A 12,745-nucleotide genomic window follows, 5' to 3' on the forward strand; every position below is an offset into this window, starting at 1 on the left:
CACCGCAGAAGCCAGATCAGACACAACGGCAACAGCCAAAGCAAAGGCAAACACGGGGCAGCGCCGGCCAGCTGCAAGTGAAGTCGAATGCACAACTTAAACCCAGTCAATTAATGTCTTGACTCAGGGGTCCACCACAGGTCCCGCCTGCGCCGAGACATCCAAAACAACCGAAAAGGACACAACATGAATATTCAACGCGACCTCAAGGTTATTGGCGTCGGCTTCGTCACGGCCATCATTGCTGCCGTGCTCATGCTCGTCGCGATCAAAAACGGCATCTCGCCATTACCCGAACCGCTGGGTCTGGCGTTCGCCGAGTCGATCTTCGGCACCACCCTCCCTCTACCTGTGGGCTTCGTCTTCCATGCCGTCTGGGTAATCTTCTGGACTCTGGTCTATGTGCGGCTCTCACCCGCGATCCGCTTCATACCAGCTCTGTATCTGGCGGCCGCGCTTTGGCTTTCAGCACTGGTGATCTTCATGCCCATTGCCGACTGGGGCTTTCTCGGTTTGGCGGTGACACCCAAGCTGATTGTCGCGGCGATCATTCCGCATCTGGTATTCGCCGTGTTGATCTGGGGTGGCTGTCGCTTGGTGGGAGCGGCCGAACCTGTTCGATGACCCGCTCCTACCTGGCCACCGCCGCGGCTTGTGCGGCCGCGGCGGTGGCCGAAATCGCCGGTTGGGCTTGGCTACGCCAAGGCAAAAGCGTTTGATGGCTGGCTACCCGGCTGCGCCGTGCTGGGCCGCCCGGCGTACCGGCCTGTCTGTCGGTCGATACGCTACTATAAAAAGATACAACTGATGCCGCGTATTGCCCGCGACCCTGGCGCGGCTAAGGTCGCAGGACAACACCTGGTTGATGCGACTACCCCAAGAGGATTTTTGTCAGACACTTGGTGTAGCGCTAGCGATAAAGTACGAAAGTGACGGCGGCCCGGGCATCAAGGATGGGATGAAACTTCTACTTGGCTCCCAGCAAGCCAGAAAAGATCGAGAGCTGTTCTTCAAGGCGCAGATTCTGTTCTGGTTGCTGGCAGCCATTGACGGCCACGCCAAAAACTTCAGCCTGTTCATTGAGCCCGGATCTGCCTACCGCATGACGCCCCTGTATGATGTGATTTCCGCGTATCCACTGATAGCCCTGGGCAACGTGGCACCGCAAAAAGCAAAAATGACCATGTCAAGCTCTTCTGGCAAAGGTTATTTTATTCCTTCTAGAAATTCCCCTCCTAAAGCACGTGTAAACCAATGGGGGTTTCCAAGAATAGTTGATCCAAAGCCTGGCGAGTGGACGATTAAATTTTTAAAGACCGATACGAATAGCAAAAAAAACGTTGATCTCCAACTTAGCATTGGCTTGGTACCGAAGTATTCAGCGTGGATAAAAGCTTACGAAACCCGAATACAGGTTGGGCAGCCTACGATAATACAAATGTCGCTATCAACACATGGCGCAGAGAACAATATAGAAGGTCACACCATCGAGGTATTCAGTAAAACTAACGAAAAAATTGATGGTCTGACCGTGTCAAATAATATGGCTCGCCCAGACGGCGTAAGAGCGTATTCGCGAAACGGAGAAACAATAGATACATTGCGGAATAAGGAGATGCGTGCAGGAGAAAGCGCGAATTTTTCATTTCCAATTACGGATATAACCCAGCAAAAATTCGACGCTCGAAGCATCCTAATTGAGCGCATTGAGCGCATTGAGCGCATTGAGCTGGTTGATTTTGACGTCGAAAGCTCAGCAAAACTCATGTTAAGCATGCCGATTAATAAGACGGTGACCAGAAATGCAGAAGATATAAAGCCCGAAGGCAACGGTGAGTTTGATACGCTTGGCTCTACTGCCCCCGATAACCGGGATGAGCTGCACTGACTGTTTTCACTACAGTCAGGCAATTGCCGAGTTAGTGCCCGGAAGTGCATTATAGTCTCTCGCTTTATGGCTGAAATTTCTACCAGTGCCTCAGAACAACGAGCTGAGAAAACCGATGGCCACCATCGAATAAAAGGCAGCGCAAATCAGCCCGAACGATTTACGGGTACGGATGAAAAACCGTTCCGCCGAATGCGCGGAGAAGGCCAGTGCATAAGTGCAGAAAATCACGCCCCCCAAAACCGCACAGCTCGCCACCAGGATAAAACTGGCCCAGATCGGCGCGCTGGCACTCAGCCCGACAGTGGTCACGGTGAACCAGGTCAAGGTCGCCTTGGGGTTGGTCAAGTGAATGCCCAGCCCTTGCAAATAGAAGCCCAGGTTGCGCGTCTGTTTGTCCTGCGTACGCGCGACGATCACGGCGTTGTGCGCCAGCGCACTGCGGATCGACTTCCCGGCCAGGAAGAACAGATAGCAGGCGCCCAATATCTTCAACCACACCAGCACCTGCAGGTTGGACAGCAACAGCGCCGAAACACCGGCAGCTGTCATTGCACCCCAGCACAACGACCCGGAAATGACCCCGGCGGCCAATGCCAGGCCCGGTGTGCGCCCGTAATTGAGCGAGGTATTGGCAATCGCCAGGTTGCCTGGCCCCGGGCTGGCGGTGCCGATCACGTAAACCCCCAGTGCGGCAGCGAAACTCGAAAACTCAAACATAAAACCCTCTCATACCCATCGCGTCAGCGCCCACGTGCAAACGCAACGACGATGCGGTCTCGGCCCGCGCTACGTGGAAGCGCGCGACATCGATAATCTGCCCGCTGTCGACCGAAGGCGCCAGGTGATGGCAGGTCGGACCGTAGGTTTCATCGTTGTAGTAGATCGCGTAGTGCTGGCTGCCCAGGCCTCGATACGTGGGCGCCGCCGGGTGTAGATTGATCGCACCGGTTGCGTCTTGACAACTTTTCTGTGGGTTCAAGACCCCCATTGCGGGAATGGCAGGCCTCTTAGAACCGGAATCAACGATATCAACAGCACCAGGCTCATGGTGATATTGAACGCCTTTAAACACTGCGGCCGAGTCAGGAAACGTCGCAAATACTGTCCAAAAAATACCCAAAGCAATGAACAGGGTGAACCGAACAAAAAGAACAGCAGAGCAATTAGTAAAACCTGCACACTGAAGGGCCCCAAGGGCGAGGTGAAGGCCAGTACCGCGCCCACGGCCATAACCCAGGCTTTCGGGTTGACCCACTGAAACAACGCCGCAGCGGCGAATCCCAAGGGTTTGCCCGACTGATCATCCATGTCCACCACGGGGGCGCTGGCTATCTGGTAGGCCAGATACAGCAGGTACACCGCGCCTATCACTTTCAGTCCGTCCTGCAGCCACGGGTATTGCCGAAAAATTGCCCCAGCGCCCAGCCCGACTGCCACCAACATTAGCGGAAAACCGATGTTGATCCCTGCCAGATGCCGAATCGTGCGGCCCATCCCGAAATTCGCCCCCGATGACATCAACATCACGTTGTTAGGCCCTGGCGTGACGCATGTGGCGATCACGAACAAAATGATCGAGTAGTAATCGAGGTTCTGCATTGTCACGCTCCATCGATCAGCGTCAGCGGCGCCAGGAACTTGCGGATCTTTATAGGACATATTATCCCAAGGCACCGAGGTGTATTACAGATACAGAAGTGATGAATTTTTTAAATACAGACTGCCTTTTTTCGTATAAAAATTTTAAAAACCCCCCTATCTGTCGCTTTTCAAGCAACAAACGAAAAGCTACAGTCAGAGTTATGACTCTTTATCTGAACCTCGCCAAATTCATCAGCAGCCGCATCGAGCAGGGCCTGTACGGGCCTGGCGAGCGTCTACCCTCTGTACGTGCCCTCAGCCATGAGCACGGTGTCAGCCTGACAACCGTGCAACAGGCCTACCGTGTATTGGAATGTTCCGGGCTGGCGATACCGCGCGCCAGGTCGGGTTACTTCGTTCCCGCCGACAGGCGAGTGGCGCCATTACCGCAAATGGACCGTCCGATCTTGCGGCCGGTGAACATTTCCCAATGGGACATGGTTCGGGAGCTGATGCGCTTCGATCAGAGTGCCAGTATTGTTCAGTTGGGTTGCGGCATGCCGGATATAACCGCGCCCACCCTCAAGCCGCTGCTGACTACAATGGCCCGTATCAGCCGGCGCAGTGACAGCGTAAGCCTGCAGTACAACCACATCCAGGGCGTATTGGCATTGCGTGAACAAATCGCTCGGCTGTCCATTGATTCGGGCTGCAGCCTGACCCCGGCCGACATAATCGTCACCAGCGGTTGCCAGGAAGCCCTGTCTACCGCCATACGCGCGGTTTGCGTGCCCGGCGACATCGTTGCCATTGCCTCGCCGAGCTATCACGGCATCACGCAAATCCTCAAGGCCGCCGACCTCAAGGCACTGGAGATTCCCACTGACCCTGTCACTGGCATCAACCTGGAATCCTTGGAAATGGCCATGGAGCAATGGCCGATCAAAGTTATCCAATTGACTGCCAACTGTAACAACCCCCTGGGCTACATCATGCCCGACGATCGCAAGCTCAAGCTTGTCCGCCTGGCCCAGCGTTTTGACGTGCCGATCATTGAAGACGATATCTATGGTGATCTATCACATCGCTATCCGCGGCCGCGCTCACTGAAGTCCTTTGATGAGGACAATCGGGTTTTGCTGTGCAGTTCATTTTCCAAGACAGTGGCACCCGGCCTTCGAGTCGGCTGGATCGCCCCGGGACGCTACCTGCCGCAGGTGCTGCACATGAAATACATTGGCTCGGGCACCACGGCGACACAACCCCAGTTGGCGATTGCCGAATTCATCGCCAAGGGCAATTACCTCCAGCACCTGCGCCGTATGTGCAAACAATACAAGCGCAACGGCGACCTGATGAGCGAATGGGTCAACCGCTATTTCCCGGCGGGCACCCGAGTCAGCCAACCCCAGGGGGGGTTTACGCTGTGGATCGAACTGTCGGAAGAGTTCGACACCTATGCCCTCAACCGCCTGCTGGAAGCCCAAAACGTACAAGTGGCGAGCGGCAATATTTTCTCGGCGACGGGAAAATACCGTAACTGCATTCGGATGAACTTCGCCAACCTGCCCACTCGCAAAGTGGAGATGGCGGTGCTGAAGGTCGGTCAGACCATCGGCCAACTCATGGAACAGGAGCCGAGCGACGTCCGCGTCGGGACAGCAGGAACAACAGTAGCGGCGAACACCTGACCTGTAGCAAGCGGCCTTTTCACAAGTACGAAATGCACGCTCAACTGCATAGTATTGCAGCCACGCGATCGAGGTTTCGTGTTGGGCGTGTCTAATGCTTTGAGTTAGAAATTTGCCCCTCTGAAAATGGGGGGGATTACCCAATGACTTAGGCGTCATTAAGGGTTTGCCGATCCTGGATGAAGTCTACCGCTACCAATGATCACTGCCTGCCCAGCAATACGGATCTGCGTAGCATTAAGGCTGCGTTTTGCCTCGGCGAAGATTTGGCTGGGCCGGTCCATCTCTATGCCCTGGTGGATTTCCCAGCACCATAGACCAGAGCCTGGCATAGCCGCCGCGAGATATCCTGCCAACGCTGCTGCAGCGCTTCCGGTAGCGGGGTCTTCACGAATCCCACCTTCTGTCGAGAACATGCGACTGCGTAGCAAGCCCAGGGCGAGGGTTGCGCACGCGCACCATGTCGCACGAATCGCTGAGTAACGTCACGTATCGCGAAGGAGTTTGCGGAATTGTGCTGGCGTTCGGCCGGTCTGATTACGGAAAACTCGGGTCAGATGGCTCTGGCTCGAAAAGCCACAATCAACGGCAATTTCTGCAACCGGTGTGTCCGAGCGCAGGAGCTGCTTCGCACGACGTACTCGCTGCCTGGTAATCCACGCGTGGGGTGGACAACCACGCACGAGACGGAACATCCGATGAAAGTGAAACTCGGACATGTTGGCCAGCAGCGCAAGGTCCTTAAGATGAATGGTCGTGGCGAGATAGGCTTCGATATAATCCTCCACTCGGCGCAATACATGAGGCGCGAGACCCCCGAGGAGGCGTGCCTTGCGACCTGGAAGCACCCCGATCAGATCCGTCAGTGCGCCTTCCGCGTGAAGCATGTTGTTCGACATTGCGGCGCGGGCGAGTTCGGCAAGCGGTTGCGCGACGTTTGGCTTGTCGACGAAGTTGGCCTCGGTGAGATCAAGCTGGCGGGCGTCGCAGTCATGAGCTTCCGAGAACATACTGCGCAGCCTTTCGTCTGAAAGGTAGAGATGAACGAAGCGGAACCGTTTGGTGATCTCCCACTCCGAACTTTGTCCCGCAGGCATGATGCAGACCGCGCCGGGCCAGCCGGATACCTTGCCAGCATCGAGCCGTCGTGTTCCTGTCCCACCCTTCAGGTACAGACTGAGGGTATGATTATGCGGTGCTTCGTATCGTACGTGATCGTTCTGGTTTTCCCAGATTGCGACACTGCACCCCGCGCCCAGGCTCATCTTGGTGGCGAGATTTTCGGCGTTTGAGCGGCCAAGGAAATGTTCAACTGTTCGAAGCATGATTCAAGCTTACCAAAGCATAATCGCAATGGGTTAATTCATAAAAAAATACCGCAAGAATGTGCAAAACTCGAATAGGAAAAGAGGTTAGCGTAGTGCCATCAAGAGAAAGTTGAAGGCCTACTATGAACAATATAACGCTGTTTATAACCACTGTTCTCATTTGGGGGACTACCTGGATCGGTATCGCGGCACAGATCGGTGAGGTACCGACCATCGTGTCCATCTTTTTCCGTTCCGCGCTGGCCGGGCTGATCATGCTGGCTGGGCTCGCGCTGATGCGGCGGCTTAAGCGCCCGACCATCTGGCGTTTCGTTGTTCTTCAGGCCCTTTGCCTATTCTGTTTTAATTTCATCGGTCTTTACAAAGCCTCCGCGCTGATCCCGTCGGGGCTGGTGTCGATTGTCTTCTCGCTGGCGTCAATCTTCAATGCGATCAACGCACGGCTGCTCTTTGGCGATCGGATCACAATACAGACTATTCTGGCGGGCAGTGTGGGCGCGACCGGATTGGTGCTGATCTTCTGGACCGATCTCGTTGCCAGCTTCGACGTCGCTACGCTTAAGGGAATCGGCTGGGCCGTGTTTGGAACGCTGATGTTCTCTTTCGGGAACATGGCATCGCGGCGAAACAGCGGCCTGGGCATCACACCTGTCAGCGCCAACAGCTGGGGCATGGGCATCGGTGCACTCGCACTGATGGGTTTAATCCTAGCGAGCGGGCAGCCAGTGATCCTCTCGACGAAGCCGGTTTACTGGATAGCGCTGGTCTATCTTGCGGTGATCGGGTCAGTGGTCGGCTTCACCACCTACCTCGTGCTTGTCGCACGGATCGGATCGGCACGGGCGGGCTATGCAACCGTGTTATTCCCAATCGTCGCACTTGCAATCTCGACCGTGTTCGAGGGCTACAATTGGACATCGCTCGCCATGATCGGGGTCGCCCTGATCCTTGTAGGGAACGTGATCATGTTCTGGCGTCCCCGCAAGCGCGGCATCAACGAGCTTGCGGAGACGCCCGGACATCCGGCGACGCCCACCCAGGCGGAGGCAGTGGTTCGGGAAGACGCAATTCGCTAATACAGACGAGGCGCTAGTCGGTGCCTAGTTGCTCCTCTATGCGGCGTCATTCGAATATACTTCTTATATGGCGACATCCGACGTTAATCTCCACCTACGAAGCTATGGTAATGAAGGAAAACAACATTCCCATGGCCACCACCAATTGGTATTGCCCCTGCTGGGTAAGCTTTCGCTGTCACAAAGATACCAACTTTATTATGAGTCCACAGCTGCTTGAGCATTCAATCGTCTTGCCAAACGGCCCGCTGCAATCTTTGACAGACCAAGGGGATTCTGTGTTGCTGTGGTTCGCCTTTAATCAGTCGTAGAATTCACTAAAGACATCGCGGCACCTGCCGATAGCCATACCTATACGAGTACTCTTCATAACCTGCCTCCAAAAAGACGAGGACATACTGTGCAACTAACTTTCGGGCAAAAGCTCTTGGTCACATTTGGCATAATATTAGTGCTTGTCATGGGCGCTATTACCATTGTTGGCGACATGCGGCTGAAAAGCACAACGAGCACCTACGTCGACGCACTGACCAAAGACGCTGTGGCGAAGAACACGTCCAGTATCGCTGAATGGCTTAATACCCGGTTGGTGATGACAGAGGCTGTGGCGGAAAGTCTGGGAAACGCACAGAGTGATGAGCAGAGGCGTAATATTTTACAAACCGTTTCTACCGGCGGTGGCTTTATTAATGTGTATCTCGGTAATAAAGAGGGTCGCATGCTGATGGAGTCAACGGCTGCGGAAGCAACGCTCCCAGCTGGCTTCGACCCCCGCGGTCGCCCGTGGTACAAAAAAGGCATGGCGGAAGGTAAGGCTTCGTTTACCGAGCCATATCGCGACGCGTCGAGCGGCGAAATGATCATTACCGCTCTGGCGCCTGTTAGCGGTGGAAGTAACGGTGGTGTGGCAGGTGCGGATATAAGCTTGAGCGCTATCAAAAAAATGCTTGGTACCATAACGCTTGCAGACACTGGCTACGTGGGCCTGATTAATGATGAAGGTGTTGTCCTGTTCCATCCCGACAGCAAGTTGATCGGAGAAAACATTAAAGATTTGATTGGCGTGCCGCCCAAGTTTGACGGGCTTAGTCAATTCTATGAGTCAGGCGATGTGGCGTGGCGAGTCGCTTTTCACCCGATTAAGAATGCGCGAGGCGTCGACTGGTATCTGGGCACTTTTGTGAACGTTGACAAAATCAACGCCCCCATGCAGAGCGCCCGCATGACCGGGATGATCATTGCGCTCGTGGGTTTGTTGGTATCGCTGTTCATTTTACACGCGGGTATCAAAATACTGATGGCCCCAGTGCGGCGCTTGAACTCTGCAATGGCAGACATCAGCTCTGGTGAGGCCGATTTAACCCAGCGCCTGGATGCCAGTGCCAAGGATGAATTCGGAGAACTCGCGGGCAGCTTCAATAGCTTTATCGAAAATATTCAAGTGGTCGTGCACGATGTTCTAAGTGGCAGTGATGACCTCGCAACGAATGTGGTCGCATTGAAAAAGACCGCCAGCGCAAGCCGGTTGAGCGTTGAAGGCCAGCAAGCCGAAGTGGATATGGTGGCAGCTGCCATCAACGAAATGTCCGCGGCCGCAGGTGAAATCGCCCAGAATGCTCAGCAAACAGCCGATGCGGCTAATACGGCCGATAAAGAAAGCCGGGCTTCATTGGAAACCGTCGGCCAATCCAGGGATGCGGTGCGAAAACTGGCGCAAGAAGTGAATGCTGCAGCCGAAGTCATCAACAATTTGGGCAAAGATGTAACCTCGATTACCTCGGTGCTTGAAGTGATTCAGGGAATTGCAGAACAAACCAATTTGCTGGCACTGAACGCTGCTATAGAGGCGGCCCGTGCAGGCGACGCCGGCCGCGGATTTGCCGTGGTAGCGGACGAGGTGCGAAATCTGGCCCAAAGAACCCAGACCAGCACCAAAGAGATAAACAGCATGATTGAGCGCCTGCAAAAGGGGGCTAACGATGCCGTCGCTGGGATGAACGCGTCCAAGGCTGTCTCCAATGTCAGCATGGAAAAAGCTCAGGACGCTATGGATGCATTGAACCGGGTGGCTGATGCAATAACGTCCATTAGCCAGATGACAATGCAAATTGCGACGGCTTCTGAAGAGCAAACCTCAGTGACCGAAGAGCTCAACGCCTCAATCACGCGCATCGCAGACCAGGGCCAAGAAGCTGCCGCTGCCGCAAGTGAGAACGATGTGTACAGTGGTCATATTGAAACCATCGGCCAAACCCTAAGCAAGAACGTTTCCCGCTTCAGGGTTTAAGAGTTAAGCCGTAGACGTTCCATAGCCTCTTCATCGGAGCTGTGCCGATGGCGGTGTATCTGCTGGTATCCTGACGCAGAAAAGTGATCAGGTGCAGGGCCTTAACGGCTATCTCGGTCGAAATTCAGGCTGTTTCTGTTCAAGTTCCAGAGCCGCAGCATGATGCTGCGGCTTCTATCAAATCAGCCTCTTGCTGCGGCCGTAACGATCAATTCAACCTTTAATTCAGGCCTTGCCAAGCGTGCTTCACCACAAGCCCGGGCAGGGGCATGGCCAGCCGGTACCCACGCGTCCCACACCGAATTCATAGCCTCAAAGTCAGCCATATCAGACAGCCAGATGATCACCTGCAATAAATCTTCACGGCTAGAACCAACGCTCTTTAATAGTGCATCAACGCGGGCAAGTGCTTCACGGGTTTGGTCAGCTACGTCATCCGAGGCGTTGCCGACTTGGCCAGCCAGATACACGGTTTGATTGTGAACAACAACGCGGCTCATCCGCGTGCCTGTTTCAAATCGTTGAATTTCCATAAATCCCTCTTGGTAAGATCTCTGAATTAAGATGATAACAGCAATGCTGTTATGGCGCTTAAGCGCACTTTTAAGGCTTTTGTGGTGGCGCGGTCATCCGTTTTTGGAAGTGCCAAACGGTACTTTCTGATGCAGACTGAAAGTTCGCGTATCATCGTGTTAATTTTATGGGTTTATTTTATGCGCTTACCTACGAACTAGGCGTCTGCGAAGCCCTCGAAGCTGCGTTCTCGCATACAAAATCGTTTTAAGAAAATGGATTCAATCACCATGACAGATCAGATAAGAGTAGCCATTGCCGGTTATGGTAGCTTGGGCCGGGGCGTGGAAGCGTCTTTGGCACAAAATTCGGACATGGAGCTGATTTGTGTGTTTAGCCGCCGTGATTCTGCCAGCGTGACACTTTTAGATCAAAAGGTGCCGGTATACGGTATGGCGGATGTCGAGCAGTATCAGGATGAAGTGGATGTGATGATTCTGTGTGGCGGCTCTAAAACCGATCTACCGGAACAGGGGCCATACCTGACGCAGTTTTTTAACACGGTGGACAGTTTTGACACCCATGAAAAAGCGAATGAATACTTTGCAGCACAGGATGATGCCGCGCAAAAGTCTGGCAACATTGCGCTTTTGGCTGTGGGCTGGGACCCCGGTCTGATGTCACTGAACCGTCTGTTTGGTGAAACCATTTTGCCGGAAGGTAAAACCGATACCGGTACCCAAAGCAAACAGACCATCGAGTGCTCGTTGGCTCTAGGCAGTAACCTCGAGTTCACCGCCAGTGTTCTGGTAGCCTACTCTCGGGCTGTTTACAGGCTGGCGCGCTCAGGTGAGATTGGAGCCAAAACCGTGTTTGACGTTGCACCGGGTTTGCTGTCACCCAAAAGTCCGTCGCAGCTGCGTAAAGAGCTGCTCTGATCACAACGCCCGCGGAGAATACAATGGCGCATTCTAATGAGGATTGAAGCCGAGAACCTGCCAGACAGCACCATCAGCTGCTCAAGCTGCGAGGCCTGCTGCTGTCGCCTCGAAGTCATGCTGATTACAGAGACCGGCGTGCCTGAGCGTTTCATCGCAACGGACCAGTGGGGCAGCCGCACCATGGCCCGACTGGACGACGGCTGGTGCGCCGCGCTGGACCGCAACACCATGTCTTGCTCAATTTATCAGAAGCGCCCGTTTATCTGCCGTGAATTCGAAATGGGCGGTTACGAGTGCATAGTCGAGCGTGCCGTTCCTTAGTGTCCCGTCTGTAAGCCTTATTGCCCGTGTTGGTGTGTTATTGTATTAATTAGCTACTATTACGCGAGCTATTCAAATCGCAACAGCATGAAGTGAAAGGGTGATTGGCAATGAACATACACGACGTGGCGTTTTCAGTATTGGATTTAGCCTCCACAAAAGACAACGATGAAGGCGCAGCGCCGGCTTTGCAGCGCTCACTGACGCTGGCCAAACATGCAGAACAGTTAGGCTTCAACCGTTACTGGGTGGCCGAACACCACAATATGGACGCCATTGTCAGCTCCGCCACCGCGGTTGTGGTTGGTTATTTGGCGGCGGGTACGCAGAAAATTCGCGTGGGGGCAGGGGGCGTGATGCTGCCAAACCACGCGCCCATCGTTATCGCCGAACAGTTCGGCACTCTGGAGGCGCTCTACCCGGGCCGTATTGACCTGGGCTTGGGCCGTGCGCCAGGCACTGACCCACTCACATCCCGCGCTTTGCGCAAACACCTGAGCGGAAGTGTGGATGATTTCCCTGCGGACGTGGAAGAGCTGCAGGCCTTTCTGGGGCCGCGCCAACCCGGCCAAAAGGTCGTGGCTATGCCGGGTGTGGACAGCAACGTGCCGATCTGGTTGTTGGGTTCCAGCTTGTTCAGCGCACAACTGGCGGCAAAAAAGGGTTTGCCTTACGCCTTTGCGTCGCATTTTGCGCCGCGCATGATGATGCAGGCTATAGACATATACCGCAGCCAGTTTCAGCCGTCGAAATTGTTGGACAAGCCCTATGTAATGCTGGGTGTGCCCTTGGTTGCGGCCGACACCGATGAGCAAGCCGAGTTGTTGGCCACCACCACCTATCAACGCATACTGTCGTTAATCCGTGGCCAGAGCCTGAAGATGCGCCCGCCAGTGGCGAGCATGGATGGCCTGTGGCATCCCCAGGAAGAGCAAACCGTGCGAGATTTTTTGGGCCTGGCAATGATTGGCAGTGGCGACACCGTCAAACAAAAGCTGCAAACGCTTTTGCAGCACACCCAGGCGGACGAGCTTCTTTTCACCTGCGATCTCTATAACCAGCAAGACCGCTTGCGTTCGTTTGAGATTCTGGCTGCTCTCAAGAATTAGCCGGGCC

The 12,745-nt window shown here is 54.5% G+C and carries 14 protein-coding genes; 8 read left to right on the top strand and 6 right to left on the bottom strand.

Annotated elements, in window-relative coordinates; genetic code table 11:
• Positions 1-186: 186 nt before the first annotated feature.
• Both MELB17_RS00005 and MELB17_RS00010 read left to right on the top strand, forming a co-directional pair.
• Positions 187-624: a hypothetical protein gene (locus tag MELB17_RS00005; protein ID WP_007348033.1), complete on the top strand. Its 438-nt coding sequence runs from the start codon at positions 187-189 to the stop codon at positions 622-624.
• A gap of 238 nt (positions 625-862) precedes the next feature.
• Positions 863-1,888 (top strand): HipA domain-containing protein, encoded by a 1,026-nt coding sequence (locus tag MELB17_RS00010; RefSeq protein ID WP_264673206.1) that lies wholly within the window; start codon positions 863-865, stop codon positions 1,886-1,888.
• Between the two features lie 90 nt (positions 1,889-1,978).
• Here the strand turns inward: MELB17_RS00010 and MELB17_RS00015 are convergent, their stop codons facing one another.
• Genes MELB17_RS00015 through MELB17_RS00025 form a run of 3 tightly spaced genes read right to left on the bottom strand, consistent with a single transcriptional unit; the run spans position 1,979 to position 3,490 of the window.
• Positions 1,979-2,608, bottom strand: a complete 630-nt coding sequence (locus MELB17_RS00015; RefSeq protein ID WP_007348036.1) for a LysE family translocator — start codon at positions 2,606-2,608, stop codon at positions 1,979-1,981.
• Positions 2,601-2,870, bottom strand: coding sequence for a formyltransferase family protein (locus tag MELB17_RS00020; protein ID WP_007348037.1), 270 nt, complete (start codon positions 2,868-2,870; stop codon positions 2,601-2,603). Before MELB17_RS00020 ends, MELB17_RS00015 begins: the two co-directional genes overlap by 8 nt.
• Positions 2,867-3,490, bottom strand: coding sequence for a LysE family translocator (locus tag MELB17_RS00025; protein ID WP_007348038.1), 624 nt, complete (start codon positions 3,488-3,490; stop codon positions 2,867-2,869). The genes MELB17_RS00020 and MELB17_RS00025 overlap by 4 nt, the downstream gene beginning before the upstream one ends.
• A 203-nt stretch (positions 3,491-3,693) precedes the next feature.
• Here MELB17_RS00025 and MELB17_RS00030 point away from each other — a divergent pair, with 203 nt between their 5' ends.
• Complete coding sequence (locus MELB17_RS00030; RefSeq protein ID WP_007348039.1) at positions 3,694-5,163, top strand: PLP-dependent aminotransferase family protein; 1,470 nt, start codon at positions 3,694-3,696, stop codon at positions 5,161-5,163.
• Positions 5,164-5,321: 158 nt separating this feature from the next.
• Here MELB17_RS00030 and MELB17_RS26390 read toward each other — a convergent pair whose 3' ends face one another.
• Both MELB17_RS26390 and MELB17_RS00040 read right to left on the bottom strand, forming a co-directional pair.
• Positions 5,322-5,594, bottom strand: a complete 273-nt coding sequence (locus MELB17_RS26390) for a PhzF family phenazine biosynthesis protein (protein WP_413540273.1) — start codon at positions 5,592-5,594, stop codon at positions 5,322-5,324.
• A gap of 54 nt (positions 5,595-5,648) precedes the next feature.
• A complete protein-coding gene (locus tag MELB17_RS00040; RefSeq protein WP_007348041.1) occupies positions 5,649-6,488 on the bottom strand; it encodes a helix-turn-helix transcriptional regulator in 840 nt (279 codons plus the stop codon).
• Between the two features lie 125 nt (positions 6,489-6,613).
• On the opposite strand from MELB17_RS00040, the gene MELB17_RS00045 reads away from it, so the two are divergent.
• Positions 6,614-7,567: a DMT family transporter gene (locus MELB17_RS00045; RefSeq protein ID WP_007348042.1), complete on the top strand. Its 954-nt coding sequence runs from the start codon at positions 6,614-6,616 to the stop codon at positions 7,565-7,567.
• A 400-nt stretch (positions 7,568-7,967) separates the two neighbouring features.
• A complete protein-coding gene (locus MELB17_RS00055; RefSeq protein ID WP_036183020.1) occupies positions 7,968-9,854 on the top strand; it encodes a methyl-accepting chemotaxis protein in 1,887 nt (628 codons plus the stop codon).
• A 182-nt stretch (positions 9,855-10,036) separates the two neighbouring features.
• On the opposite strand, the gene MELB17_RS00060 is transcribed toward MELB17_RS00055, so the two are convergent.
• A complete protein-coding gene (locus MELB17_RS00060; protein ID WP_007348045.1) occupies positions 10,037-10,387 on the bottom strand; it encodes a RidA family protein in 351 nt (116 codons plus the stop codon).
• Between the two features lie 270 nt (positions 10,388-10,657).
• Here MELB17_RS00060 and MELB17_RS00065 point away from each other — a divergent pair, with 270 nt between their 5' ends.
• The 3 genes from MELB17_RS00065 (at position 10,658) to MELB17_RS00075 (ending at position 12,738) form a co-directional block, all read left to right on the top strand.
• Positions 10,658-11,305, top strand: coding sequence for a diaminopimelate dehydrogenase (locus MELB17_RS00065; RefSeq protein ID WP_036183022.1), 648 nt, complete (start codon positions 10,658-10,660; stop codon positions 11,303-11,305).
• A gap of 36 nt (positions 11,306-11,341) precedes the next feature.
• Positions 11,342-11,629, top strand: a complete 288-nt coding sequence (locus tag MELB17_RS00070) for a YkgJ family cysteine cluster protein (protein ID WP_007348048.1) — start codon at positions 11,342-11,344, stop codon at positions 11,627-11,629.
• Between the two features lie 110 nt (positions 11,630-11,739).
• Positions 11,740-12,738, top strand: coding sequence for an LLM class flavin-dependent oxidoreductase (locus tag MELB17_RS00075; RefSeq protein ID WP_007348049.1), 999 nt, complete (start codon positions 11,740-11,742; stop codon positions 12,736-12,738).
• The last annotated feature ends 7 nt before the right edge of the window (positions 12,739-12,745 follow it).

The sequence above is a fragment of the Marinobacter sp. ELB17 genome, assembly GCF_000169375.1.
GTDB lineage: Bacteria > Pseudomonadota > Gammaproteobacteria > Pseudomonadales > Oleiphilaceae > Marinobacter.